The sequence below is a fragment of the Bradyrhizobium roseum genome, assembly GCF_030413175.1.
GTDB classification, from domain to species: Bacteria; Pseudomonadota; Alphaproteobacteria; order Rhizobiales; family Xanthobacteraceae; genus Bradyrhizobium; species Bradyrhizobium roseum.
The window spans coordinates 2,127,750-2,152,223 of the sequence record NZ_CP129212.1; the positions used below are offsets into that span (position 1 = coordinate 2,127,750).

23 protein-coding genes and 1 pseudogene are annotated in these 24,474 nt (G+C 62.1%); 21 read left to right on the forward strand and 3 right to left on the reverse strand.

Going from position 1 to position 24,474, the window contains the following annotated elements; all coding sequences use genetic code 11:
- The first annotated feature begins 31 nt into the window (after positions 1-31).
- The 4 genes from QUH67_RS10040 to QUH67_RS10055 all read left to right on the forward strand — a co-directional run bounded on the left by QUH67_RS10040 (position 32) and on the right by QUH67_RS10055 (position 3,102).
- Complete coding sequence (locus QUH67_RS10040) at positions 32-847, forward strand: hypothetical protein (protein WP_300946509.1); 816 nt, start codon at positions 32-34, stop codon at positions 845-847.
- 178 nt (positions 848-1,025) lie between these two features.
- Complete coding sequence (locus tag QUH67_RS10045) at positions 1,026-1,898, forward strand: hypothetical protein (protein ID WP_300946510.1); 873 nt, start codon at positions 1,026-1,028, stop codon at positions 1,896-1,898.
- An 80-nt stretch (positions 1,899-1,978) separates the two neighbouring features.
- Positions 1,979-2,428, forward strand: coding sequence for a hypothetical protein (locus QUH67_RS10050; RefSeq protein WP_300946511.1), 450 nt, complete (start codon positions 1,979-1,981; stop codon positions 2,426-2,428).
- Between the two features lie 14 nt (positions 2,429-2,442).
- Positions 2,443-3,102 carry a filamentous haemagglutinin family protein gene (locus tag QUH67_RS10055; RefSeq protein WP_300947999.1) on the forward strand — a complete coding sequence of 220 codons (660 nt, stop codon included), beginning with the start codon at positions 2,443-2,445 and terminating at the stop codon, positions 3,100-3,102.
- Positions 3,103-3,304: 202 nt separating this feature from the next.
- On the opposite strand, the gene QUH67_RS10060 is transcribed toward QUH67_RS10055, so the two are convergent.
- Positions 3,305-3,763 carry a helix-turn-helix domain-containing protein gene (locus tag QUH67_RS10060; RefSeq protein WP_300946512.1) on the reverse strand — a complete coding sequence of 153 codons (459 nt, stop codon included), beginning with the start codon at positions 3,761-3,763 and terminating at the stop codon, positions 3,305-3,307.
- A gap of 228 nt (positions 3,764-3,991) precedes the next feature.
- On the opposite strand from QUH67_RS10060, the gene QUH67_RS10065 reads away from it, so the two are divergent.
- Positions 3,992-4,777 (forward strand): hypothetical protein, encoded by a 786-nt coding sequence (locus tag QUH67_RS10065; RefSeq protein ID WP_300946513.1) that lies wholly within the window; start codon positions 3,992-3,994, stop codon positions 4,775-4,777.
- A 33-nt stretch (positions 4,778-4,810) separates the two neighbouring features.
- Here the strand turns inward: QUH67_RS10065 and QUH67_RS10070 are convergent, their stop codons facing one another.
- Positions 4,811-5,692 carry a hypothetical protein gene (locus QUH67_RS10070; protein WP_300946514.1) on the reverse strand — a complete coding sequence of 294 codons (882 nt, stop codon included), beginning with the start codon at positions 5,690-5,692 and terminating at the stop codon, positions 4,811-4,813.
- A gap of 408 nt (positions 5,693-6,100) precedes the next feature.
- On the opposite strand from QUH67_RS10070, the gene aepX reads away from it, so the two are divergent.
- The 5 genes from aepX to phnY all read left to right on the forward strand — a co-directional run bounded on the left by aepX (position 6,101) and on the right by phnY (position 11,883).
- Positions 6,101-7,051 (forward strand): phosphoenolpyruvate mutase, encoded by a 951-nt coding sequence (aepX, locus tag QUH67_RS10075; RefSeq protein WP_300946515.1) that lies wholly within the window; start codon positions 6,101-6,103, stop codon positions 7,049-7,051.
- 61 nt (positions 7,052-7,112) lie between these two features.
- Positions 7,113-8,189: a methyltransferase gene (locus QUH67_RS10080; RefSeq protein WP_300946516.1), complete on the forward strand. Its 1,077-nt coding sequence runs from the start codon at positions 7,113-7,115 to the stop codon at positions 8,187-8,189.
- A gap of 135 nt (positions 8,190-8,324) precedes the next feature.
- Positions 8,325-9,491 carry a phosphonopyruvate decarboxylase gene (gene aepY, locus QUH67_RS10085; protein WP_300946517.1) on the forward strand — a complete coding sequence of 389 codons (1,167 nt, stop codon included), beginning with the start codon at positions 8,325-8,327 and terminating at the stop codon, positions 9,489-9,491.
- Complete coding sequence (locus QUH67_RS10090) at positions 9,488-10,390, forward strand: DMT family transporter (protein ID WP_300946518.1); 903 nt, start codon at positions 9,488-9,490, stop codon at positions 10,388-10,390. Before aepY ends, QUH67_RS10090 begins: the two co-directional genes overlap by 4 nt.
- Before the next feature lie 56 nt (positions 10,391-10,446).
- Complete coding sequence (phnY, locus tag QUH67_RS10095) at positions 10,447-11,883, forward strand: phosphonoacetaldehyde dehydrogenase (RefSeq protein WP_300946519.1); 1,437 nt, start codon at positions 10,447-10,449, stop codon at positions 11,881-11,883.
- An 8-nt stretch (positions 11,884-11,891) separates the two neighbouring features.
- On the opposite strand, the gene QUH67_RS10100 is transcribed toward phnY, so the two are convergent.
- The gene (locus QUH67_RS10100; protein WP_300946520.1) at positions 11,892-12,851 is read right to left on the reverse strand and encodes a sugar-binding transcriptional regulator; all 960 of its coding nucleotides are present in this window, start codon (positions 12,849-12,851) and stop codon (positions 11,892-11,894) included.
- Positions 12,852-13,037: 186 nt separating this feature from the next.
- Here QUH67_RS10100 and QUH67_RS10105 point away from each other — a divergent pair, with 186 nt between their 5' ends.
- From QUH67_RS10105 to QUH67_RS10150, 11 genes and pseudogenes are all read left to right on the forward strand, one after another.
- The gene (locus QUH67_RS10105) at positions 13,038-14,240 is read left to right on the forward strand and encodes an ABC transporter substrate-binding protein (RefSeq protein WP_300946521.1); all 1,203 of its coding nucleotides are present in this window, start codon (positions 13,038-13,040) and stop codon (positions 14,238-14,240) included.
- On the forward strand, positions 14,237-15,061 hold the full coding sequence (locus QUH67_RS10110; protein WP_300946522.1) for an ABC transporter ATP-binding protein: 825 nt from the start codon (positions 14,237-14,239) through the stop codon (positions 15,059-15,061). Before QUH67_RS10105 ends, QUH67_RS10110 begins: the two co-directional genes overlap by 4 nt.
- Positions 15,054-15,761, forward strand: coding sequence for an ABC transporter ATP-binding protein (locus QUH67_RS10115; RefSeq protein ID WP_300946523.1), 708 nt, complete (start codon positions 15,054-15,056; stop codon positions 15,759-15,761). The genes QUH67_RS10110 and QUH67_RS10115 overlap by 8 nt, the downstream gene beginning before the upstream one ends.
- 10 nt (positions 15,762-15,771) lie before the next feature.
- Positions 15,772-16,623 (forward strand): annotated as a pseudogene (locus QUH67_RS34845) (branched-chain amino acid ABC transporter permease); the annotation flags it as partial.
- Positions 16,624-16,785: 162 nt separating this feature from the next.
- Positions 16,786-17,673 (forward strand): branched-chain amino acid ABC transporter permease, encoded by an 888-nt coding sequence (locus tag QUH67_RS34850; protein ID WP_320416151.1) that lies wholly within the window; start codon positions 16,786-16,788, stop codon positions 17,671-17,673.
- The gene (locus tag QUH67_RS10125; RefSeq protein WP_300946525.1) at positions 17,670-19,019 is read left to right on the forward strand and encodes an amidase; all 1,350 of its coding nucleotides are present in this window, start codon (positions 17,670-17,672) and stop codon (positions 19,017-19,019) included. Before QUH67_RS34850 ends, QUH67_RS10125 begins: the two co-directional genes overlap by 4 nt.
- Entirely contained in the window at positions 19,006-20,298 is a 1,293-nt protein-coding gene (gene phnA / locus QUH67_RS10130) for a phosphonoacetate hydrolase (protein WP_300946526.1), read from the forward strand. The genes QUH67_RS10125 and phnA overlap by 14 nt, the downstream gene beginning before the upstream one ends.
- 2 nt (positions 20,299-20,300) lie before the next feature.
- Complete coding sequence (locus tag QUH67_RS10135; protein ID WP_300946527.1) at positions 20,301-21,587, forward strand: alkaline phosphatase family protein; 1,287 nt, start codon at positions 20,301-20,303, stop codon at positions 21,585-21,587.
- Positions 21,580-22,701, forward strand: a complete 1,122-nt coding sequence (locus QUH67_RS10140; protein ID WP_300946528.1) for an ABC transporter ATP-binding protein — start codon at positions 21,580-21,582, stop codon at positions 22,699-22,701. Before QUH67_RS10135 ends, QUH67_RS10140 begins: the two co-directional genes overlap by 8 nt.
- Positions 22,698-23,630, forward strand: coding sequence for a carbohydrate ABC transporter permease (locus tag QUH67_RS10145; protein ID WP_300946529.1), 933 nt, complete (start codon positions 22,698-22,700; stop codon positions 23,628-23,630). Before QUH67_RS10140 ends, QUH67_RS10145 begins: the two co-directional genes overlap by 4 nt.
- Positions 23,631-23,839: 209 nt before the next feature.
- Positions 23,840-24,469 (forward strand): carbohydrate ABC transporter permease, encoded by a 630-nt coding sequence (locus QUH67_RS10150; protein WP_320416130.1) that lies wholly within the window; start codon positions 23,840-23,842, stop codon positions 24,467-24,469.
- The last annotated feature ends 5 nt before the right edge of the window (positions 24,470-24,474 follow it).

Sequence of the window (24,474 nt, forward strand, 5' to 3'; positions counted from 1 at the left end):
GATTCACCGAACGTGATATTGTTTGCTGTCCATGAACGAACCAGCATTAGAAAGCGATGAAAAGCGTTCTCAGAAGGTTGCGAACACCATCGAGTCGTCCGTAGGCGGCGGTAGCGTCGATGTCGCCCTGCCGACAGACCGCACGACAATGCAGCATTGCACAGAATGGCTGAAGCGGCAGGGGGCGACCGACACTTCCTATGCGTTCGTGCCGCATAACTCTGCCAAGTACGGCGCGCGGCCGGCGGAGCAAAGCTCCTGGTGGATCGACTATGGCAATTTCCAACGGGGCGTCGGCGCACTCGGCGGAGGCAATGTCGACATCAACGCCGGCGGCGATCTCGATAATCTGACGGTTGCGATGCCGACCAACGGCCGCGTGCGCGGCGGACGAACCGTCGCGGAACAGAAGACCCTTGAAGTGCGCAATGGCGGCGCCCTGACGGTCGAGGCGGGCGGTGCCGTCCGTGCCGGCTACTATTATCTCGGGCGCGGCGCGGGTACGATCGAGGCCGGTGAATTCGCGGTTGGGCGCGAGGTGAGGGTGACGAGCGGGTCGCAGGTCACGACCTATCCGATTGCGCCGATCCTCTCGCTGGGGGATGCCACGCTGGACGTGCGTACGGCCGGCGATCTGCGGTTGCAGACATTCCTCGACCCGCTGCTCGTCAGCAGCGGCGATCCCTACGCTCCCAACTTCATAAGCAGCCACACCGAGCGCACCGCGCTCAGCCCTCGCCTCGACAGGCGGCGACGTCATTCTGGTCAGTCAGGTCACTTACCTGTCGAAGGATGCGGATCTAACATCAGGCAATTCTACGGGCGCTGCTATCCGTTTTATCAATAGCTTCGCCGGTAACGTCTACCCGTCGAAGCTGCGCATCGCCGCGCTCAACGGCTCGGTGATGAACGAGACCCATTACAGCAGCGCGACAGGCTCGATGGTGACGCTCTACACGATGCCGAGCATGAACCCGGAACTGCGGATCGTCGCGGCCAAGGGCGTCTTGCCCGGCTCGATTGTCATGAGCCGCGCCAATCCGGCGATGATCCCGTCGCCATTCGAGCCGATCGCAGGAACGCAAACGATGCCCGTCAATATCGGCGAGCAGAGCGCTGGGGTTCTGGGCGGGCTTTTGACGAACAACATGACCGTGCCTGCCTCCAACATCGCAGGGCACGCGCTGCACCTCTACAACCTGCGCAATCCGGCGCATCTGCCAAACGTGAACGACGAAGAGCCGAGCCGCATCTACGCCCTGAACGGCTCGATTACCGGCTCGGTCGTGCGTTCGTCCGGCTCATTCATCACGTCCAGCATCACGGCCAACGAGCCGACCTGGTTCCGGGCCGGGACGGATATCCGCAACATCGATTACGCGCTGCGCAACATCCGTCCGACCGACGTCTCGGTGATCGAGGCCGGTAACGACATCATCGGCGGACCAGTTCAGGGCTCCGTCACCGTGCAAGGCCCGGGCGCGCTGCTCGTCAGCCCGCCGATACTGTCCCTCATGAGCGTCGGCAATCGGACCTTTGATGCGAACAACTGTCCGGTGGACTATTCGCAGGTCAACGGTCTGCCGAGCCAGAACGCAGCGATCACCGTGATGGCGGGGTTGAAGGGCAAGCAGCCATCCTATGAGGCCTTCCTCGCGGGCTATCTCGATCCGGCGAATGTCGGCTCGATGCCGGACTATCTCGTCCTTACGCCCGCCGAAGCCGCCCTGCCGGATCCAGCGACGCTCATACCGGGGGTCAAGATGACCTCGGTGATCGGCGATTCCGCTGTGCCGCTGTGCCGCTGTACCTGGCGAATGAATACCGGTTGGTCAAAGGTGGCTATGACGAGGTCAAGTTGGTGTCCTTTGTGGCGTGCTAGACCGGCCACACATTGACGGCGGACAAGGCCCTCGAAGCCTACAGGCAGCTGCGGGCGGAGAGGCAGCAAGCTTTCCTGTTCGCCGGGACTTGGAAGATGACGCGAACAGGCGTCGCGGCCTTCATCGCCGACGTTACCGGCGCGGCGCTGTCGCCACTCGATGCCTGGTCCCGGTTCCAGACGCTCACGCAACGCACGCAGGGGTCCTTCACGCAAGAGCGCTTCCTGCGCCAGGTCTATATGCAGGAGTTGCGCGAGGCGGGGGCCGACCAGAACGAGCCCGGCGTCAATGGCCTTCCGCGCAACGGTGGCTACAACCGTGGCTATGCGGCGATCGACAGCCTGTTCCCCGGCAAGGACTGGAAGGGCGACGTGACGATCGGCAACGCGCTGTTCCGCACCATGGCCGGCGGCGATATCGAGGTGCTGACGCCGGGTGGCGGCCTGCAGGTGGCGGCGTTGAGCATCGACCCTCATCCAGGTTACGGTCTGGTCACGCTCGGCTATGGCAACATCAACATCTTCGCTCGTAACAACGTCGTCTGAGCCGCTCGCGCATCCTGACATTCGCCGGCGGTGATGAGACGATCTGGTCGACGCTGGGCGACATCGATGCCGGGCGCGGCGCCAAGACGACCCGCGTGGTGTCGGCGCCGGAGATTCAGACCGACGGCGACACAGTGACGAAAGTGCTGGAGAAAGCCGACATATCCGGCAGCGGCATCGGCACCATCGTCGGCTTTGCCGGCGTCGAGGAGGGCGACGTCAACCTGATCGCGCCGCAGGGCACGGTGAACGCGGGCGATGCCGGCGTGCGGGTCAGCGGCAATCTCAATATTGCGGCGCTCTTCGTGCTGAACGCCAACAATTTCCAGTTCTCCGGTGAAGTCAAAGGTCTACCGCCGAAGGAGAGCTCGCTGACGGCCCTGAAAATCGATACCGGCGATGCAAGCCAGAAAGCCGCAACCGATGCGGCAAAGGACGCAACGCAATCCGGTAAATCCCAGCAGGCCTTGATCATCATCGTCGAGGTACTCGGCTTCGGCAGTGGCGACTCACCGGTCAATCAAGAAGAGCCACAGCCGCGCCGTGGCGGTGTGAATGAGCAACGGAGTCAAAATCCGGAGAGCGCCTACCAGGTTATCGGCGCCGGCCAAATGACGGCGGAGGAGGCGAGGCAGGTCATCGCCGAGCGCCGCGGCGGTGCCGGCCAGCAGTGAATGGCGCAAGGACAGCGTGGATGGGGCTCGACTGCCACGGATGAGAGCGATCTCACGCTCGTTCCGTCGCAACCGCGCGCCATCAATGACGGCGCGCAGCTCGCGCATCCAGCACGCTTTTCTGCTAACGCTCAAGTAATCGACCGACGAGAAGCGATGGCGATCAGCGGTCGATCCCGTGGAGAGGTCTGCTGGCTGGCCGCTAGTCTGGTTCAGTTGTCTTCAGGAGCTGCGCGACTTCCATCAGCTTTCGGCGCAGGCGTTCGTCGGCGATACCGAAGTAGAGTTCGAGGAGCTGACGCGACTCCCGCTTGGTGACGAGTTCACTCCAATCTGCAGTCTCCAAGGCTTGCTTCGACAAGGCTTGCTTCGACAGGGCCTGCTTGGATGAGGCTTGCTTCGATTCGGCGGATGGCCGCCTCTTGCCTTCCAGCTCGTCGAAGAACCACGTGATCGGGACTGCGAGTTGCGTGGCGATTCCGTAGAGCCTTGATGCGCTGATCCTGGTTTCGCCGGCCTCGTATTTTTGAATGAGCTGAGACGTCAGGCCGATGCGCCGCGCCAGGTCGTCCTGGCTCAGGCCGAGCAGGTTGCGCCTGAGACGCAACCGCTTTCCCACATGCTCATCGACATGCGTCGGCTTCTTCGAAGAAACACGCATTTTATCGCCACGCCTGGCCGGCGCACGGGGTTTCGATTTCTTCTCGGAAGGCTCAGAAGGCATCAATCACCTTGGTTGAATTCCAGTTCGGTACAATCAACTGTTTGGATGAAAATGGCATATCAACTCATGGACGGCAATATCAACTACAATTATGTCATGCAGGTTACAAGTGTGCGGATTATTACGCTCAATCACACGATGTGATAGCAGCGGAACATATACTCCATGCGTGAACCTCTTCCGAGTTCGGGACGCCTGCCTGCCCACCTCAAGGTCAAGCACGGTCCCGTGGACCTGCTTGGACGGTTCTTTCTGTGGGCCGACACTGCCGCGAGGGATCGTGGGGTTACATTGTCATTTGGCACGTTGCAGGAACTGATCGACGCCAACAGGAGTAACTCCGATAGCTGGCGTCCACTCGTTCCCATATTTGACGAGAAGCTGGGCGGCGTTACGCCGGAAACGGCGTTCGTCCTGATCGGCCGGAACAAGCTTGGGGAGATCGTGGCAACGCAAGCGGCGCGGTTCTATGACTGGCCGTCGACCTGTCTTAAGGAAGAGGCCAGTTCGATGCGGATGTTCTACGCCGATCCTGAAGCCGCGCTCGCGCGGGGAGATCGTTGCGAAGTCGCCACACCGGTTGCCGAAACAATTACCGGGCGCGTCGTCTATTCCGGCGGCGTCTGGTTTCGGCCTGATTTCAGAGGTAGGGATCTGGCAACGATCCTGCCGCGAATTTCCCGCGCATACGCGTTCACACGCTGGAATAGCAATTTCACGATCGGCGTGATGGCCGATGCCGTCGTCGCGGGCGGCGTGGCAGAACGGGTCGGATACGCCAATCTCGTGCATAGCTGCATCGAGCTTGTGGCGTCGCCGCTCGGCCAGATTCGTCTCGCGCTGGGCTGGATGCAACCTGACGAACTCCTCGCAGATCTCGCTGCGATAATGGATCGCGCCAACGTGCCGGTCGCCGGAGCTGGCCGCATTGCTGAAAACGTCCCTCACTGATGCCGCCAGAAGCCCGGCGTGAACAACCCGATGTCACATCGAAAGTTCTTCGATAGCCAGGCGATCCGAGGCGAATTTCTGTTCCCTGAAGTCAATGACCGAGGCGCCAAGAAAGCAGGCTCCTCCGTGCTTCTTGCATGTGAACGGCACGATAAGACGCCGATAGCGAAGGTGGATCCGATCGTTCCGGTGTGGCCGTCTGATTGTGGCGTCCACCTCATCCAGGCGCGGTTGCCATGTCTCCGCGACACGGCGGTAAATTCCTTGCACCCATAGGCCGTAATCGTAGTCCGGTGTTTCTTCGATCGGCAGGCCTCGCGCGTTCTTCTGCCAGGTCTCGCCGAAGATCTCGAAGCCGGAGCCGACATCGGTAATGGTCAGGCGCTCGTTCACGGGCTCGACGAGTATGAAGCGGGCGCGCAGCGACTCGGGCAGCAAGCTGGCCAGCGTCGTTGAATCGTAGGCCTGCCTCGAATCGATCCATCGCGCAAATAGCGACGAAAGCGCCTCGTCGGAGTTCGCATGCATGTCGAGCGGCTGCTCTATGCTTGTGAGCACCGGGAAAATCGGCTGATAGTTCGTGGTAACCTGCTCGGCAATGTAGGCGATCGTCTGCGCCAGACTCGGAAACATTTTCTCGGCAAACTGGTCCGGGTGGGAAATCACCGTGCGTTCGATCCCCATGTCAGCGAGGAAATAAAGGGCGGCGGCGACGCTTGCCTGCGAAGCCGTTTCGGGCTGAAACCGGATGCGCGCAGCGTTGGGTGCGATTTTCGTTACAGCCACGAAGCCGAGATTTCCGATCAGATAGGTCAGGGAATCGAAGTCGGGAATTGAGCAGTGTAACAGGCTTCGCAGGACCGGGGATCGCGCGTCCCATGCGTGACCGCGGTCGTCCATAACGATAGTTTGCATGCGACCCCTCACAGTCAACCCGGAGCAAAGTCGTCCATCAAGCGTTTATTGTTTGGCAGAGTAGCGTCATCTTAGCCACACTTGCTCGACGGCACATCAAAATTCCATCGACGACTGACTTCACGCTCTGGTGACGGCGTTTCCGCTGTCGCGTTAGGCCGCCGCAGCCGATGCATTCTTCGAATGCGAGAGATGGAAAACGAATCCCTCACTGGTTGTGCAAGAATTAATAAAAAAGTCGATGCGCGGCGGAAGGTCCGCATCTCAACGCCTCCTTGTTGAAATCAACCAAAGTTAGATATTTTCGTATGCCAACTAGAATTAGATATTGACGTCATGTAGCGATTTATGACAACTTTTGGTGGTTGCCAACGCTGTTGATGCGGACAGAAACTCGAGGAGTTGGGCATGCAATCGCCAGAACAATCAGTCGTCGTCAAAGAACGATCTCACCACGCCGCTTCGCGCGCAGTGGACAAGCTGCGTAATCAGATAGCCTGCAATCACGATCTCGCTTTCCTGATGGAAGCCCACGACGGTCTGTCGGGCGCCATCGCCGAGCGGGCCGGGTTCAAGGGGCTCTGGGCGTCCGGCCTTTCCATTTCTTGTTCGCTCGGCTACCGCGACGCCAATGAAGCCTCCTGGACCGAACTCGTCGATGTCGTCGAGCGCATGGTGGACTCGACCGATCTTCCGGTGCTTGTCGACGGCGATAGCGGCTTCGGCAATTTCAACAATGCACGCCTTCTCGCGCGCAAGCTGCAGCAGCGGGGCGCTGCAGGTGTCGCACTGGAAGACAAGGGTTTTCCCAAGATGAATTCGTTCGTCGGCGATCGGCATCCGTTGGCCGATACCGACGAATTCTCCGGCCGGCTGCGTGCCGTAAAAGACACGGTCGGCGATGATCTGTTGCTCATCGCGCGGATCGAGGCGCTGATCGCCGGCCACGGAATGGACGAGGCGCTCGCGCGCGCCCATGCCTATGCCGATGCAGGAGCCGACGCCATCCTGATCCATTCGCGCAAGAGCGTGGCGGACGAAATTCTCGATTTCGCCGCCGCCTGGCAGAACCGGCTTCCTGTCGTGATCGTCCCCACCAAATACTATCGAACGCCCGTTTCCGCCTATCGCGAAGCCGGTATCTCGACAGTGATCTGGGCCAACCATTCGATGCGCGCGGCCATCGCCGGGATGAGTGACATTTGCGGCCGCATTCTTGCCGAGGAAAGCATCGCCGGCATCGAAGGTGACGTCGCTACGCTCGACGAAGTGTTTGGGCTGTTGCGGTACGGTGAACTCGCTGCCGCGGAGGAGCGATACTTGCCGACGCACAATGGAAATGGTCACGCGAAGGCGTGATCGTCACGCCCTCCATACAAGAGCATCCCGATAGAAACGTTCCCAACCAGGAGATCATGCCATGCTTCAATCGACACTCGCTGCGTCAATCCCAAATCAGCTGCCTGAACCCGACATCGCGCAGGTGATCCGATGGCGCGATAGTTCCTATGCGGCCGACCTTTATATCGCGGCGGTCTCGTGGCTTGATCTATTCACCTATCTCGATGCGACCCCTACCACCGAAGCAGAGCTGCGCCTGCATTTTCAGATCAAGGAGCGGCCGACACGAACGATGATCAGGCTCTTCGAGTCCTGGGGGCTGCTCGCCAACGTCGATGGCAAGCTTCTCGTTACGGCGTCCGCGCGGCGGTACCTGAGCCGCAGCTCGAGCGAGAACGTTTCCTCCTACATTGCCACCATGAAGTACAAATCGTCGGTCCGGGAGATCTACGACGTATTGCGCAAAGGGGCGCCTGACACGTGGCACGTCGAGCGTGGCGACACGACCAACTGGGACGCGCTCATGCAAACGGACGATTTCGCCGATCTGAATACGCAAGGCATGGAGGAGCGCGGGCGGATTTTTGCTCCCGATCTGGCGCGCCTGCTCGATTGCGCGCATGACACGGCCGTTCTGGATGTGGGGGGTGGATCCGGGGTCTATTCAGCGCACCTGATCAACCGGTATCCCAATCTGTCGGCGACGATATTCGAGCGTCCCCCGGTCGACCAACTTGCCATGCAATGCCTTGCCGAACGTAAGCTGACCGAGCCGAGAGCGCGGGTGATTGCCGGGGATATGTTTGTCGATCCGTTTCCGCAGACCGCTTCTCTTCACCTCTATTCGCATGTCCTTCACAATTGGGGACCGGAAAAGGTGCAGCTGTTGCTGGAAAAATCCTATCAAAGTTTGCTGCCCGGCGGCCGGGTGGCGGTTTACAGCTGCCACCCCGACGACCGCGGCGGGCGTTCTGCACCGGTCGCGGAGGCGGAATATTCGGTGCTGCTGACGACCGGCTATGAGGGCTGCTGCTACAGTTTCGAAGACATGCGCTCCCTGATGGAAGGCGCGGGCTTTGCACACGTCGACTATCGCAAGTCGATCTGCAACCGGAGCCTCATCACGGCGCGAAAGCTCGCCGGCAACCCCAACTGAACGAGAACTACATACAGGCAGCATCGCTGGTCGAAAGCGTCCTGCCCGATCCTGCTGCCGTCGATGCCGACGGCAGCAAACGCTGCGCCTTGTCTGGCGCTGGAAGCACAATATTGCCTTCGGGGAGAAGCTGAAATGACCATGTCGACATCGACACTCCTGAGTCTTCTGAAACAGCAGAAATATGGTTTTTTTTCCGGGGTGCCTTGCTCAAATTTCGCCGATCTTTTCCAGCAGGTATCCTTGGACAACGATATCGCATCGGTCCCGGCGGCGAGCGAGGGCAGCGCGTTGTCATTCGCCGTCGGCGCGGCACTGGCGGGACGACGAAGCGTCGTGGCCCTGCAGAATTCCGGGCTGGGAAACATCATCAATCCGCTGACATCGCTGGTCCAGATCAACTGTATTCCGACGCTGCTTCTGATTTCCGTGCGGGGACATACCGACGAAGCCGAGGACGAGCCGCAGCATCGCATCATGGGTGCAAATACCCATGCATTGCTCGATCAATTGGCAATTCCGTGGAGCGAGTTCGACGGGACGCCGCAGGGGTTCATGGCGGCCCTCCTGAAGGCCGAAGAGGCATTCGGGCGATCGGTCTCGTTTGCGGTCCTGGTCCGGAAAGGTCAGCTGTCGGCGGGCCTCGGCGTCGTTGGCGACCGCGAACTGCAAGTGGACGGCTATCCACTCAGCGTCGGAAGTGCTCTGGAGATCGTTAGCGAAGCCCTGCGAACTAGCGATCTCGTTGTTTCAACGACCGGGTTCATTTCCCGCGAGCTATTTCGCGTGAGCGACCGTCCGGAGAATTTCTACATGCAGGGATCGTTGGGCCATTGCAGCGCGGTCGCTGCAGGCGTCGCGCTCGCGCATCCATCGCGCCGCGTGGTTGCGCTGGATGGCGACGGCGCCGTGCTGATGCATATGGGCGTGTTGTCCACAATCGGCTACGCTGCTCCCCGGAATTTCCTGCATATCGTGCTCGATAACGAAGGTTACGTTTCAACCGGGAAGCAGGAATCCACCTCGGTGACCTCGTCGCTGGAAGCCGTTGCCGCAGCCTGTGGATACCGCGCGGTCAGCCGGTGCGTAACCAAAGCCGAATTGGATGACGCTGTTGCGCGAAGCTTGGCGAGCGAAGGGCCGCACTTCCTGTTGTGCAAGGTCAATCAATCCCATTCGCGTTCGCTTCCCCGGGTTACGTCCCAGCATACCCCAGAGGAGAACAAGCGCGCGTTCCAGATCGCAGTAAGCCGGCCCTCGGGCGGCGATCTGCAGGCGGTGCCGGCAGGAGCGGTCCGGTGAAGACGTCAGCGGTCAATGTGATCGGGCTTCTTTGCCTTTCGTTCGTCGTCGTCATCTGGGGCACAAATTGGCTTGTGATCAAGGATGCCCTGCATTCTTCGCCGCCGCTGTTGTTTACCGGCATCCGTTTGCTGGGCGGCGCCATCGCGATCGGAGCTGCGCGGCTGTGCCTTGGATACCGGCTCCGGCTCGGTTGTGACGGGAAGGGCAGGCTGGTTGCGGTGGGTCTACTGCAGATGGCTGGAGGCCTCGGCCTTAGCCTGGCGGGCTTGCAGTATCTCGACGTGGGCACCAGCGCCCTGATTTTCTATACGATGCCGCTGTGGCTCGTTGTGATTGAATGGGCGATCGACCGGCAGAAGCAATCGCTGCTCGATGTTATCGCGCTGACCTGTGGCATGCTTGGTCTCGGGCTGCTGGCCTCGGGTGCTGCGCCGGTGGCGACATCCCATGGGATCCTGGGCGTCGCATTGCTTTCGATGGCGGCGTTCAGCTGGGCGCTCGGAACATGGGTCCACAAACGCGCTCCCGGCGACGGCGACGTGTGGAGCCGGACCATCTTTCAGTTGGCGACCTCGGGCGTCGTCGTCATCGTTGCTTCGCTGCTGCTGGAACGTCGGCTTGAGTGGACGCAATTGCCAATTCTGGCCTGGCCTATTGCATTCAACTGCATCGTAGCGACTGGGTTGGCGTTCGTCGCCTGGTATCGCGCGCTCAGTTCCGTTTCCACGCAGATCGCATCCCAGAGCCTCGTGCTGATCCCGGTCGTCGCACTGGTTGCGGCCGCCGTGTTGCAACAGCAGGCTCCAACGGCCCGCGTCTTGCTCGCCTGTGTCCTCATCATCGTCGGTGTCACCATCGCGATCTGGCATGCTGGCCAAAGGACCCGATCGCTGTGAGTGTCTGCGCGCCCGGAAACCTGAGATCGGAACAGAACACTGCGTGGAGCCCGGCGATGCTGGATTCGACCCCTCCATTTCATCCAATGAAGATCGCTGGAGCGGATGTCTTTGCGGATTCGAGGATCGACGTTCGCAATCCGTTTACTGGTGAGGTCATCGCCGCAGTGCCGCAGGCGCGTCCCGATCAAGTTCGGCGCGCCTTCGCGATCGCCCGGGGATTTCGTTCCAGGCTCACAAGGCGTGAACGGGCGCGGATCCTGTTCGCTACAGCCCAGGCAATCGAAGCAAACCGGGATCAGCTCGCGCATCTCATCACGTCGGAGAGCGGGCTATGCCTGAAAGACTCGCTGCATGAAACGGCGCGGGCCAGGGATGTCTGGTCATTCGCATCGCAGGCCGTGCTCCAGGACGATGGTGCGATGTACGCGGGCGATATCGGGGGGAGCGCGCAGAGCAGGCGCATCTTCGCAACCAGGACGCCGCTCCTTGGCGTCATTTCGGCGATTACCCCCTTCAATCATCCCCTGAACCTCGTCAGCCACAAGCTCGCTCCGGCGATTGCGACAAACAACAGGGTCGTGCTTAAGCCGGCCGAGGCGACCCCTTTGACCGCGCTTGCGCTTGCCGAACTGCTTTATGAGGCGGGACTGCCGCCGGAAATGTTGTCGGTGGTCACTGGTGAACCGCGTTCGCTCGGAGACGCGATGATCAATGACCCGGACATCGACCTGGTGACGTTTACGGGATCGGTGGGTGCCGGAAAGAAGATTGCCGAGCGGGTGGGATACAGAAGGCTGGTGCTCGAGCTTGGCGGGAATGATCCCCTGATCGTCATGGGCGACGCCGATCTCGACCGCGCAGCCCGATTGGCGGTGCAGGGCGCGACGAAAAATTCCGGACAACGCTGTACCGCCGTCAAGCGGGTTTTGGTCATCGAGGATGTCGCCGATCGCTTTGCCGAAGCGACTCTCTCTCTGATGAAGCGTCTCAAGACCGGAGATCCGATGGATCCCGACACGGATGTGGGGACGGTTATCAACGCGAGGGCGGCGTCGACCATTGCCGGACGCGTCAAAGCCGCAATTGAAGGCGGCGCCCGCCTGCTGCTCGGCAATACGCCCAAAGGCGCGCTTTACCCGCCAACGATGCTCGACCATGTTGCGGCCGATTGCGAGCTGGTGCGTGAAGAGACCTTTGGTCCTGTCCTGCCGATCATTCGCTGCCCGGATGACGTCGAACAGATTATCTCCATGGCGAATTCGACGGCCTTCGGTCTCTCGGCCGGATTGTGCACCAACAGACTCGACACCATCACCCGCTTTGTCGATGGCCTCGACGTCGGCTGCGTCAATGTGTGGGAGGTTCCGGGATATCGGACCGAGCTGACGCCGTTCGGCGGCATCAAGGATTCCGGCCTCGGCCACAAAGAGGGCGTGCTGGAGGCCATGAAGTGCTTCACCAATATCAAAACCTATTCGCTGCCGTCGTGAAGCAAACCTCAATCCAGCAGTTTGGATGCGGCCGCTTCATCGGTGACCAGCACTTGGGCAAATCCAGCCAACAGGCCGGCGCGAATAATCGGAACCTTGTGCTCGCCGCCGGCGGCGAGAATCCGATGTCTGATCTGAAGCACGTGGTCGATCGGCGGATGGATCGTCCGCTGCACCAGCGGATGGTGAAGCGGCTTGCCTGACGAATCGAGGTAGTGACCGCAAATATCCCCGACCGCGCCGGCTTTCAGCAGCGAGGTCCAGCTTTCGCGGGAAATGACGTCGTATTCGAGCGCCTTTGATTGTTCGGAGAGGTCGATCGCGCTCAACAAGGCGACGTCGAGGGAGGGCACCATGGCGAGCACCGATCGAACCGGCTCGCTCGCGATCAGGATATCCCTCAGCTCGGCAGTCTCGGCGTACATCGGCGCGGTCAGATAATAGCATCGCGCGCCGAGCGCCCGGGCAATCATGGTTGCATTGTCATACGGATTGATCGGCGCGCTTTCGGCCAGCCCTCCGGTCAACAGCACCACGCGGGTGCCGTCGCCAGATCGCTGCGGCAGGTTTTGAGCCGCGGCATTGATGGTGCCGCCCCAGGTGATTCCCAGTGAACCCGACGGCGGAAGGCACTCGGCGACGTATCGTGCGGCGGCGGCGCCGATGAAAGAACGCACCTCGGTGCTGCCCATCGGGACCGGGACCACGATCGCGTGACGCAGACTAAATTTGTGGATGAGCGCTTCTTCAAGCTCGGTGCGTTGGCCCGCCGGATCGGCAATCGTGATTTGAACGAAGCCGCTTTCCCGGGCGTCACCGAGGATCCGGTTGACGCGCTTGCGGGTCATCTTCAGCCGCTGCGCGATCGCATCCTGCGTTTGGCCCTCTCTGAAATAGTACCAGCAGATTTTGGCCACCAAGGCGGCGTCGGCCCGGCCATCGCCGGTTTCGCCTTCGTTTAGTGCCATTTGCGGGCCTCGAATCAGCACACCCGATCCTCCGATCAGCTTCAGGAATGCGCTGTTTGCCCGTTTCCAGGTCCGAATGGCAAATCTTCATGCTTGTCCACAAGCGTCCAAATGTACCTTCGATGTCACAAATGTGTTACGTGGTGCCTCTATCAGTCCGCCGAGCTTGGAAACAGGAGAAAACCCGTGCGTCGGCTGATCATCGCGTCACTACTGCTATGCGGAGGGGCAACGCCCTCCCTCGCGCAATTTTCCGACAACAAGATCATCATCGGTGTGATGGGCGATCAAAGCGGCGTTGTCGCCGATGTCGGCGGGCCCGGATCGATCCTGGCGGCCCGGATGGCGGTCGAGGATTCGGGCGGAAACGCCAGCGGCGTCCCCATCGAGATCATCACGGCCGACCATCAGAACAAGCCCGACGTGGCGTCGGCGATTGCCCGTGAATGGTTCGACCGGCGCGGCGTCGACGTTATCGCCGACCTGCCGCATTCCGGCGTGGTCTTCGGGTTGATGGCGATTGCCAACGAGAAAAAGCGTTCCCTGATGATATCGGGCGCCGCCAGCGTGGAGATCACCGGGGGGCGCTGCTCGCCGTTTGCCACTCACTGGACGGATGACACCTACGCGCTGGCGCGCGGGACCGGTGTCGCCCTGATGCAGCAGGACCTGAAGTCCTGGTATTTTCTCACGGCTGACTATGCTTTCGGCCACGATCTCGAAAAGGACGCCGCGCGCGTCGTCGAGGAACGTGGAGGCAAGGTAGCCGGAAGCGCCCGCCACCCGTTGAGCACGGCCGATTTCTCCGCACTGCTGCTGCGCGCGAAATCCTCGCAGGCGCAGGTCGTTGCACTGGCGAGTGCCGGTGCCGACACTGTCAACGCCATCAAGCAGGCCGGCCAGTTCGGGATCATGCGCGGCGGCCAGCGCGTCGCGGCGCTCCACGCCTTCGTTACCGACATCAATAGCGTTGGCCTTGAAGCGGCGCAGGGCCTGATCATCACCACCGGCTTCTACTGGAACGATACCGATGGGACTCGTTCCTTCGCAGAGCGCTTTTTCAAGGCCCATGGCCGCATGCCTACCCGTGAGCAGGCCGGCGTCTATACCAGCGTGCGGCACTACATCAAGGCTGCCGGTGCAGCGAAGACTGACGATGCAGCTGTCGTGAACACGGAGATGCGAAAGCTGCCCGTCGATAAATTCGGCCGGCAGGTCCGTATCCAGGAAAACGGCCGTGTCATCTACGATCTCGGTGTCTATCGGGTGAAGCCCCCGGCCGAGAGCAAGGCGCCGTGGGACTATTACGAGCGCATCGCCACGGTCCAGGCTGACACCGCCTTTCGCTCGCTCGATACCGCGGGCTGCGCCGCTCCGGGCGTTCGATGACAATGCTTCTTCTTGATCGTCCAGGGCGGGCGGCCGCGCCGATTGCTTCGGCCGCTCGAAAATACGACGTCGCAACATCGCTGCTGACCGCCCGTGACCTGAAGGTTCGCTTCGGTGATTTCGAGGCGCTTCGCGGCGTCTCGATTGATCTCGACGCCAGGTCGATCCATGCGGTGATCGGGCCGAACGGGGCCGGCAAGACCACGCTATTCAACGTGATCAGCGGCTTTACAAAGCCAACCGCCGGCCATGTTCGTCTCAACGGTGCGGATGTGACCGGGGCGGCACCGAACCGCCTTGCACGGCTCGGACTCGCCCGCTCGTTTCAGATATGCTCGATTTTCCCGAATCTCTCCGTTGCCGATAATGTCCGCACCGCACTGGCGCTGGACGTGCGCGGCCTGCAGCTGCTGCGCGGCCGTTCGCGGCGGGACGAAACCGAAGCAAGGGTCCGGCACCTTCTCGATCAAGGCGGGCTGACGGACGAGAGCGAACGGCGGGCCGCCGATCTGTCCTATGGTCGCCGGCGACTGCTTGAGATCGTTACGACGATCGCGATCGCGCCGAAATTCCTGCTGCTCGACGAGCCGACCGCGGGTCTGGCCCGCGAAGACATCGCACCCGTCGCAGCCCTGATCAAGACGGTTGCTGCTGGCTGTGGCGTCCTTCTCGTCGAGCACAATCTGCAGGTCGTGAAAAGCCTGGCGGCGAAGGTCACGGTGCTCGCGGAAGGCTCGGTCCTCTGCGAGGGCAGCTATGACGGAGTCGCGCGCGACCCGCGCGTGATCAGCGCCTATATCGGGGCCGAGCGTGGTGCCTGATGCGATTTCGCTGCGCCTCTCGCATGTCCAGGCGTGGTATGGCGACTCCCAGGCGCTGTTCGGCGTCAGCTTCGCGGTGCGAAGGGGCGAGGTGACCTGTCTGGTCGGTCGCAATGGCGCCGGCAAGACCACCGTGCTTCGCGCCATCATGGGTCTGCTGCCGCGACAAACCGGCAGCATTGTCCTGTCCGGGCGCGAAGCCAGCGGCATGCGCCCTTATGAGCGCACCCGGTTCGGCATCGGCTATTGTCCCGAGGAGCGGGCGATCTTCTCCAGCCTGACCGTGGAGGAGAATCTTGCGCTTCCTCCGGCCGTTTGCGCCGCGGGCATGGCCAGGGCCGATATCTTCACGCTGTTCCCCAATCTTCGTACCAGGGGACGCCACTACGGCGACCAGCTCAGCGGCGGCGAGCAGCAAATGCTCGCCATCGCCCGGATCCTGCGCACGGGCGCGCAGACGCTTCTTCTGGACGAACCCACCGAGGGGTTGGCACCGGTGGTCGTCAGGCAGATCGAGCAGGTGCTGATCGAACTCAAGCGCCGCGGCTACACGATCCTGCTTGTGGAACAGAATCTCGACTTCGTCCTGCATCTCGCAGACCGGGTGGTGGCGATCGAAAACGGTGCTGTTGTGGACGACCTCCAAACCCGCGGCGACGAGCACGTCAAGGCTCGGCTTCTCGAACGTATGGCGCTGTGATTCCCGCATGATGGACCTCATCCTCGGCTACCTGACGATAGGCCTCGTCAACGGCTCGTTCTACGCGCTGCTCAGTCTCGGACTGGCGCTGATCTTCGGCCTTCTCAACATCCTCAACATGACGCATGGCGTGCTCTACATGATGGGCGCCTTTGCTGCATGGGCCGGTTCGCGATACCTCGGATTGGGCTATTTCGGAGGGCTGGTTTTTGCGCCGGTCTGCGTAGCTCTTTTCGGCATGATGCTCGAACGCTTGTTGTTGCGTCGAACCTACGGCCTCGATCCGCTGTACGGATTCATGCTGACGTTCGGCGCGGCGATGGTCGTTCAGGGAGGTTTCCAGGCCTATTTCGGTTCGACCGGACTACCCTACGCCGCGCCGGATTGGCTATCCGGCGGGCTGGATCTTGGCTTCCTGTATTTTCCGGCCTATCGGCTTTGGGTCGTCGCCGTAGCGCTGGTCGTATGCGTGATCGTATGGATCGCGATTGCGCGCACGCGGCTTGGCTCGGTCCTGCGCGCCTCGTCCGAAAATGCAGCAACGGCTGAGGCGCTCGGCGTCGGCGTGCCTCATGTTTTCGCTGCCACTTTTGCCCTCGGCGCCGCCTTGGCGGGATTGGCAGGCGCGCTGGCGGCGCCGATCTACCAGGTCTCACCGCTGATGGGCTCGGACATCCTGCTCGTCGTGTTTGCAATCATCGTCATCGGCGGCATGGGTTCGATCGGCGGAACCATCGTCTCGAGCTACGCGCTCGCGATGATCGAAAGCCTGACGCAAGCGCTGGTCCCGCAGGCGGCAAGCTTCATCGTCTTCGCCTTCATGTGCCTCGTGCTGTTGCTGCGGCCGCAGGGGTTGTTTGGCATTTCGGTGGTCCGATCCCATGAATTCCTGGCGGCGCGGCTGCCATGGATCGAGCCCGCAGATAAGGCAACCGCCGCCAAACGCCTGACCGGCATGGTGCCGGTGCTGGCCGCCGTCGTCGCGCTATTCGCGCTGCCGATGCTGCTTTATCCCGTCTATCTGATGAAGATCTTCTGCTTCACCATCTTCGCCGCTTCATTCAATTTCCTGCTGGGCTATGCCGGCATCATGTCCTTTGGTCAGGCGGCGCTATTCGGCACGGCGGCCTATTTCACAGCGCATGCGGCAAGGGAGTGGGCGTTGCCGCCGGAAGCCGCGATCGGCGTCGGGATAGCGGCGGCGCTCGTTCTGGGGCTCGTCATGGGCATCTTTGCGATCAGGCGCCGGGGCATCTATCAGGCGATGATCACGCTGGCGATCGCGCAGATGGTCTATTTCGTCTATGTGCAGGCCAGCTTCACCCATGGCGAGGATGGCATTCAGTCAGTTCCCCGCGGCATGTTGCTGGGGTTGATTGACCTTCGCAACGACACCAACGTTTACTGGCTCTGCGCCGCAGCCATGCTCGGCGTGCTGTTCGGCCTTCGCCGTCTGATCAATTCCCCGTTCGGGATGATGCTGATCGCGATTCGCGATAATGAACGCCGGGCCCTGTCGCTGGGGCACAATGTCGACGCCTACAAGCTCGCTGCATTCGGCGTCGCGGCGCTCTGCGCCGGCGTCGCCGGCGCCATGAGTGCCGTCGTGTTCCAGTTGGCCACCTTGTCCGGCGTGCATTGGCATCTTTCAGGCGAAGCCGTGCTGATGGCGTTGATCGGTGGCATCGGCACATTTGCCGGGCCGCTCGTCGGCGCCACCGTGCTGGTGACGATGCAGCATTTTCTGTCGCCCTTCGGTGCCTGGATCGTGGCAATTCAGGGCGTCGTCTTTGTTCTTTGCGTCCTGCTGTTTCGCGATGGCTTGTTGCCGCATGCCCAGGCGCTCGCCGCAAGCCTTCGCAGTTGCGTAACGCGCAGGCCCGCGCGGACCACGGAGGCCGTCTCCCCATGAACGTGATATCAGGTGCCCTGGAGCTTGCTCTGTACAGCAAGCCATTGACCGAATTGCCGGCCCGCACCATCGTCAGGGCGATCCGCGATCGTCGGCTGACGGCGGCATCGGTGATGGAAGCCTGCCTGGAGCGCATTGCCGCGCGCGAACCCGAGGTGAAGGCCTGGAGTTTCCTCGATGCCGATCTGGCGCGCGAACGCGCGTGGCAGGCGGACAAGTGGCAGGCCGCGGGATTTCCACTCACCCCGCTGCATGGCTTGCCGGTCGGCGTAAAGGACGTGTTCGATACCAGCGACATGCCGTCCGAATACGGCAGCGCAAGTTTGCGTGGACGCAGGCCAACCGAAGACGCTGATGCGGTAAGCGTGCTGCTCGGAGCCGGGGCGCTCATCATCGGCAAGACCAGCACGTCCGAATTCGGGATGTATCATCCCAGTCCGACCCATAACCCTTTGGACCTGTCGCGCTCGCCCGGCGTGTCGTCGGCGGGATCTGCGGCGGCGGTGGTCGACAACATGGTTCCGCTAGCGCTCGGCACGCAGCACACGGCATCCACGACGCTGCCGGCGTCCTTCTGCGGCGCGTTTGCGTTCAAACCATCGTTCGGCTTCACGAGCATGCGGGGATCCAATGTGCTCGTGCCGCGCATGGCGCATATCGGCCTGTTGGCCCGGTCGGTCGATGACCTCGCGCTGTTTGCCGGAGCCTTCGATGGTCGGCTCGGCGAGCTCGAGGCAATCCCGCATCCGCCGAGGCTCGGTCTGGTCTGCGGGCCGGGCTGGGAGATGGCAAGTGATGCTGCACGGGAGGCCCTCGATCGCCTGGTTGCCGGATTGCCTGCGACAGTGGCCGCCGTCGAACTGCCTTCTGACTTCGACAGGGCGATCGAGATCGTGCACGGCCTTCTGAACGCACATCTGGCGTATCGCTTCGGCCTCTCGCCGCCGGAAACGTTCCGCAATTTCTGCGCGCCGCTGCAGCAAGGCATCATCGCCGGCCGCGAATTGAGCGCTATGGATTATCTCAAACTCGAGGCTATGGCCGACCGCCTATCGGCTCACGCTGCGCGGTTGTTTCTCGATCATGATGTCTTGATCACGCTCTCCGCGCCGGGGGAAGCCACACGTCTTGAAGACGGCCCGGGCTCGGGCGTCATGTCCATGCCCTGGAGCCTGTGCGGACTGCCGACCATGTCGCTGCCGCTGCTGCGCGGCGCGAACGGCCTGCCGATCGGCGTTCAACTCATTGGCCGGCGGGGCGGCGACCGCAACCTCCTGCGCGTAGCGGCGTGGTTTACCGATGCAACAATAATCCTCAAACATGTGTCTTCCCATGAACAAGCTTGATCGAACATTGACCGATGCTGCGTCCCGTCGCGCGGAGGAACCCCTCGTAAGCGTCAACGGACGCACCTATGCGTGGCCAAAACATCCGACCGTGGTCATCTGTTTCGACGGCTGCGATCCCGCCTATCTCGAGGCTGCCAGCGCGGTCGGGGCAATTCCTGCCATCGACCGGATGCGGCGCGAGGGCTTTGCCGCCTCCGCGCTCGCAGCCATGCCGACATTCACCAACCCCAATAATGTGTCCATCGTCTGCGGTGTATCGCCCGCGGTTCACGGTGTCTCCGGCAATTTCTATCTCGACCGTGACACGGGTGCGGAAATCATGATGGTGGATGCCACCCCGGTGCGCGCACCGACCATTCTGTCGGCATTTTCGCAAGGGGGGGCCAGGGTCGCCGCCGTCACCGCAAAGGACAAGCTGCGCAAGGCGCTGGGGCAGGGACTCGACGGCATCGCTTTCTCTGCCGAGAAGGCCGATGAGGCGACCGACGCGGAGAACGGAATTTCCGAGATCGGGGCGTTGGTAGGACGGGGAGCACCGGATCAGTATTCCGCGGATCTTTCCTTGTTCGTGCTCGATTCCGGAATTCGCCTGCTCGAAACCTGCCGGCCGGATCTCATGTATCTGTCGCTTTCCGATTATGTGCAGCACAAGCATGCACCCGCTGCGCCCGAAGCGATCGCGTTCATGCGCGCGGTGGATGAACGGCTGGCAAGGATGATCGCGCTCGGCGCCCGCCTCGGAATTGTTGCCGACCATGGCATGAGCGACATGGCCCAACCGGACGGGGAGCCGAACGTCGTCTATCTCGGCGACCTGCTCGATGCGGCTTTCGGTCCGGGCGCTGCCCGCGTGATCTGCCCGATCACCGATCCCTTCGTACGCCACCATGGCGCCCTGGGCGGCTTTGTTCGTGTTCACCTGCAGCAAACGGAGCCATCTGTCGCGGAGGTGTTGCAGTTCATTCAGAAGATCCCGGGAGTCGGGATGGCGGCAACTCGCGAGGAAGCCTGCCTGCGTTTCGAACTGCCTGAAGATCGCGAAGGTGACATCGCCGTGGTGGCGCGATCGGGCGTCGCCCTCGGCGCCCATGCGAGCGACCACGATATCTCGCAGCTATCGGGAGAGCGGCTGCGCTCTCACGGCGGGTTCGCCGAGCAGGTGGTGCCGTTCATCCTCTCGCACCCGCTCAAGGCCGGACGGGTTGAAGGCGGGGCAGGAAGGCCGCTCCGCAACTACGATATTTTTTCGGTCCTGCTCAATGAAGTGAAAGCCTGACCATGCCTCGTGCTATACTTGTCATCCTCGATGGTCTGCGCCGTGATCTCGTCACGCCGGAGACCACGCCCCGTCTTGCCGCCTTTGCCGCGCGCTCCGAACAGTTCGCTGCCCATCGCACGGTGTTTCCCTCCTGCACGCGGGTGGTCTCGGCGAGCTTGGCGACCGGTTGTTATCCGGCGCGCCACGGCCTGCAAGGCAATACGATGGCGCTCATGGAAGACGGGCGCCTGGTTCGCCACGATGCAGGCCGTCCCGATTTCCTTCAGCATAAGCGGCGCGTCACCGGTCGCTCGCTGGCCGTGCCGACCCTGGCGGAGCGGTTGACGGGTAGCGGCGGCGCCATCATCTTCAGCAACGTTTCGCCGGGAGCGGCCTACGCGCACGATCCGGACGGGTTTGGTCGGGTCTATCATCGTGCAGGATCATTCGGCCGCGACCGGGTGCCGCTTCCCGAGGACGAGCAACTTCGCGTCACGCTGGATGTCGAAGGCGACCGGGCGATGACCGAGCGCTTCATCCGCGAAGCAATACTGCCCGAGGCCAATCCGCCTGCGCTTGCGGTCCTGTGGCTGGGCGAGCCGGACGCCACGCAGCACGCCTTGCCCATGGGCTCGCCAGGTCATCTTGCGGTGTTGGCGGAGGCCGACGGCAATGCCGGACGCGTCATGGATGCCGTAGGGACGCTCGACGACAAGGACGATGTTCTGCTGCTGATAGGATCGGATCATGGCCACCAGACGGTTACCGGCGTCGTCGACATCGATGAAGAACTCGTCGCCGCCGGATTGAAGGAAAGCCTCGAATCGACCGACGTGGTTGTCGCCTCGAACGGCACTTCGGCCTTGCTGTACGTCCATCCTGACTTCGGTGCCCGTACGTCGCTGGTCGGCGACTTCCTGGCCAATCAGGCATGGGCGGAGACCGTCTTTGACGGTAGCGGGCTGGCGTCGGTCGGGCAAAGGCGGGACCACGGCCTCGCTTTCGCGGTCTCGATGCGCGCGAGCAACGAACCCAACGCCTACGGCGTGGTCGGTACCAGCCTCGTCGCGGAGCGCGCCGGCAACAAGGCGGATGTTCTTGGTAGCGGCCAGCACGGTGGCCTGGGTGCAGGGGAGCAGTCGCCCTTCCTGATGATCGACGGTGCGGGCTTTTGCCCTGGCGCTGCGAGGCAGGAGCCCTCCTGCATCACTGACATTGCGCCGACCATTCTCGCGCATCTCGGGCTTCCCGCGTCCGGAATGGATGGGCGTCCGCTGCAGGCCGCGCCGGGAGGCCGCAATGGCTGAGATCGAACTGCGCCGCATCGAGAAGAGCTACGGCGAAACCGCCGTTGTGAGGGACGTGTCGCTGAGCATTCGCAGCGGCGAGTTTCTGACCCTGGTCGGCCCCTCCGGATGCGGAAAGTCGACCTTGTTGCGGATCATTGCCGGGCTTGAGGCGCAGGATAGCGGCGAGGTCGTGGTGGCTGGCCGCTGCGTGGACGACAAGCGTCCCAAGGAGCGCGATGTCGCCATGGTGTTCCAGTCTTATGCGCTCTATCCGCATCTGAGCGTGTTCGACAATCTGGCTTTGCCACTGCGGACGCGGCGTCTGAGCTTTGCGCAACGGCTGCCATTTGTCGGCCGCGCATTGCCGGGACGCAACGGCGTGGAAACGACGATCCGCGCTGAGGTCGAGCAGGCAGCTTCCATGCTCGACATCGCCCATCTGCTACACCGCAAGCCGGGCCAGCTATCCGGCGGCCAGCGCCAGCGTGTCGCGCTGGGCCGCGCGATGGTGCGGCATCCCGCGGTGTTTTTGATGGACGAGCCGCTGTCCAACCTCGACGCCAAGTTGCGGGTGCAGATGCGCGCCGAAATCACCGCACTGCATCGCCGTCTGGGCGTGACCTTCGTCTACGTCACCCACGATCAGGCGGAGGCGATGACGATGTCGGACCGCGTCGCCGTGATGACATCGGGCGAACTGCTTCAGGTCGACAAGCCGGAGCAGCTCTATCGCGACCCACAGGAACTCCGGGTAGCCGAGATGATCGGCAGCCCGAAGATCAATGTGGTCTCTTGCGCCGATTGGACCTCTCTCGGTGCGTCACTTCCGCCAGGTGTTCATGACGACACGGCGCACCTTGCGTTTCGTCCAGAGGCCATCGGGATAACCGCACCCGGGGATCGAAGGCTCAATGGCGTCGTCGCCAGCATCGAGAATCTCGGCTCAGATATATTTGTGAACGTGGCGCTTGGCGATGACCGCGGCACCGTCGTCGTGCGCACCCACCCGGAGTGGCCGCGTCCCGAACCGGGCCGTCCGGTCGGCCTTCAACTCGAGCCGGCGTGCTTGCTGCAATTCGACAGCGCCGGGATGCGACTGCGCCGGGCCGAGCAGGTGGAGGCCGCGGCGTGACAACTCTCGATCGGGGTTGCGCACGCAGCATCGTTGCGAAACCCGGCTTTGCCAGGCAATCGGGCGAGCATGGCGTTGGCTGGCTCGCCGTATCGCCCGCATTGCTGCTCCTGATCGGCTTGCTGTTCGGCCCGGTGGCGGCCGTGGTGCTTTTTTCCCTGACGGACTGGCAACTGGGGTCATCTACCTTCAATTTCATCGGTATCGCGAATTTCAGGACGCTGTTCGCGGATCCCATTTTCTGGAAGGCATTGACCAATACGCTGGTTTACGCGGCCATCGTGGTGCCGGGCACGGTGCTGCTCGGCCTTATGGTGGCCCTGCTCATTGAAGCCAGTCCCGGCCTGCGTGGCTTCTACCGCGCCGCGCACTTCCTTCCCGTGATGTCGACGATGTCGGCCATGGCGATCGTATGGGGCTCCATGCTGCATCCGACCATCGGCCTCGTGAACCGCGCTCTGGGCGCGATTGGGATATCGGGAGTGAATTGGCTCCGCGACGAGCGTACGGCGTTACTCGCCTTGGCTCTTATCGGCATATGGCAAGGCCTCGGCTTTGCGATGGTGCTGTTCGTATCCGGCCTCAAGGCCGTTCCGCAGCAACTCTACGACGCAGCCGCCGTCGACGGCGCCGACGGCATTCTGGACCGCCTACGCTTCGTGACGCTGCCGATGCTGGGACCGATCACGATGTTCGTCGTCATCCTGACGGCGAAACGATCCTTCGAGGTATTCGACAGCGTTCGCGTCCTGACCCAGGGCGGGCCGAACTACGCATCCGATGTGCTGCTGCATCGGCTCTACACCGAGAGCTTCGATTTCCTGCGCATGGGGTATGGCGCGGCGCTTACCGTGGTCTATCTCGCCATCATCGTGCTGCTCACGCTGACACAGGCGAGACTCCTCGAGCGGCGGGTTCATTATTCATGATCGCCCGCGTTCGATATCGGCGATTTGCCGGCCGGGCCGCCCGGCATGCCGTTCTGATGCTCACCGCGGCGTTTGCGCTGCTGCCGTTCGTCTGGATGGTGAGCCTCTCGCTCAAACCGCCGGAAGAGATATTCCAGCCTGATTTCCATCTTTGGCCGACGGCCTTTCACGGTATCGAGAACTACCGCACCGCGTTGACGGCGGCGCCGATGTTCCGCTTCCTGCTGAACGGGCTGCTCGTGTGCGCGGCGATCTTTGCGCTGCAGCTGCTGGTCTGCATTCCGTGTGCCTATGCGCTCGCGAAGCTGCGCTTTCACGGCAGGGACACGTTGTTCTCGGCGGTGCTTATCGCGCTGCTGCTGCCGGCCCAGGCGCTCGCCATTCCGCACTTCGTTTTGCTGCACCTGTTCGGGCTTCTGGACACCTACGCCGCGCTGATCCTGCCGTGGGCGATCTCTACTTTCGGCGTCTTCCTGCTGCGCCAGTTCTTTCGATCCATACCCGACGAGATCATTCATGCAGCCCGGCTCGACGGACTTGGCGAGTTCGAGATCATCTGGCGCATCATGATCCCCATGACGGTCCCGGCGTTAGCCGCCTTTGGCATCTTCTCGGTCGTAGCCCATTGGAACGACCTGTTCTGGCCGCTAATCGCGGTGCGCAGCGCGGAGATTTCGACGCCTGCGCTCGGCATCCTGTTGTTCCGCGACGATGAGGCCGGGCAGTTCCTCGGGCCGCTGATGGCCGGTGCCGTGATCATCGTGGCTCCGCTCCTTCTCGCATTCCTGATCGCGCAGCGCCGGTTCATTGACGGCCTCGCCGTAACGACCATTAAGTAACCCAA

Bases quoted from the DNA above. Each gene is read 5' to 3' on its own strand.
- QUH67_RS10040 (WP_300946509.1), top strand. From the start codon at position 32: ATGAACGAACCAGCATTAGAAAGCGATGAAAAGCGTTCTCAGAAGGTT.
- QUH67_RS10045 (WP_300946510.1), top strand. From the start codon at position 1,026: ATGAGCCGCGCCAATCCGGCGATGATCCCGTCGCCATTCGAGCCGATC.
- QUH67_RS10050 (WP_300946511.1), top strand. From the start codon at position 1,979: ATGACGCGAACAGGCGTCGCGGCCTTCATCGCCGACGTTACCGGCGCG.
- QUH67_RS10060 (WP_300946512.1), bottom strand. From the start codon at position 3,763: ATGCGTGTTTCTTCGAAGAAGCCGACGCATGTCGATGAGCATGTGGGA.
- QUH67_RS10065 (WP_300946513.1), top strand. From the start codon at position 3,992: ATGCGTGAACCTCTTCCGAGTTCGGGACGCCTGCCTGCCCACCTCAAG.
- QUH67_RS10070 (WP_300946514.1), bottom strand. From the start codon at position 5,692: ATGCAAACTATCGTTATGGACGACCGCGGTCACGCATGGGACGCGCGA.
- aepX (WP_300946515.1), top strand. From the start codon at position 6,101: ATGCAATCGCCAGAACAATCAGTCGTCGTCAAAGAACGATCTCACCAC.
- QUH67_RS10080 (WP_300946516.1), top strand. From the start codon at position 7,113: ATGCTTCAATCGACACTCGCTGCGTCAATCCCAAATCAGCTGCCTGAA.
- aepY (WP_300946517.1), top strand. From the start codon at position 8,325: ATGACCATGTCGACATCGACACTCCTGAGTCTTCTGAAACAGCAGAAA.
- phnY (WP_300946519.1), top strand. From the start codon at position 10,447: ATGCTGGATTCGACCCCTCCATTTCATCCAATGAAGATCGCTGGAGCG.
- QUH67_RS10100 (WP_300946520.1), bottom strand. From the start codon at position 12,851: ATGGCACTAAACGAAGGCGAAACCGGCGATGGCCGGGCCGACGCCGCC.
- QUH67_RS10110 (WP_300946522.1), top strand. From the start codon at position 14,237: ATGACAATGCTTCTTCTTGATCGTCCAGGGCGGGCGGCCGCGCCGATT.
- QUH67_RS34850 (WP_320416151.1), top strand. From the start codon at position 16,786: ATGAAGATCTTCTGCTTCACCATCTTCGCCGCTTCATTCAATTTCCTG.
- QUH67_RS10125 (WP_300946525.1), top strand. From the start codon at position 17,670: ATGAACGTGATATCAGGTGCCCTGGAGCTTGCTCTGTACAGCAAGCCA.
- phnA (WP_300946526.1), top strand. From the start codon at position 19,006: ATGAACAAGCTTGATCGAACATTGACCGATGCTGCGTCCCGTCGCGCG.
- QUH67_RS10135 (WP_300946527.1), top strand. From the start codon at position 20,301: ATGCCTCGTGCTATACTTGTCATCCTCGATGGTCTGCGCCGTGATCTC.
- QUH67_RS10140 (WP_300946528.1), top strand. From the start codon at position 21,580: ATGGCTGAGATCGAACTGCGCCGCATCGAGAAGAGCTACGGCGAAACC.
- QUH67_RS10150 (WP_320416130.1), top strand. From the start codon at position 23,840: ATGTTCCGCTTCCTGCTGAACGGGCTGCTCGTGTGCGCGGCGATCTTT.